This window comes from Lacinutrix sp. MEBiC02595 (assembly GCF_053601555.1).
Genome location: NZ_JBSHNU010000052.1, coordinates 1 through 371 on the forward strand (window position 1 = coordinate 1; position 371 = coordinate 371).

Here is a 371-nt window from a genome sequence, read left to right on the forward strand (position 1 = left end):
GGAACAAACTACGCAAAATACAGCAATTACCGATAACGCTTTAGACATTGCAGATAATGCAACTGCAATCGCAGATCATATTACTGCAGATGAAGATACAGATGCAACCAACGAAATTCAAACCGTAGCTTCTACTGATAGTTCGGTTACAGTAACCACAGATGCAAACAACAATATCGATTTAAGTGTTACTCCTTTTGATGAAACTGCTTTACAATCGCAAATCACTAATAATGCGGATGATATTGACACTTTAGAAACGGAACAAACAACACAAAACACAGCTATTGCAGACAATGAAACTGCAATCGCAGATCATATTACTGCAGATGAAGATACAGATGCAACCAACGAAATTCAAACCGTAGCTT

1 protein-coding gene is annotated in these 371 nt (G+C 37.5%); it reads left to right on the top strand.

Going from position 1 to position 371, the window contains the following annotated elements; translation table 11 throughout:
- On the top strand, positions 1 to 371 hold a 371-nt coding region (locus ACVCZW_RS00195; RefSeq protein ID WP_452231308.1), incomplete at both ends, for a hypothetical protein.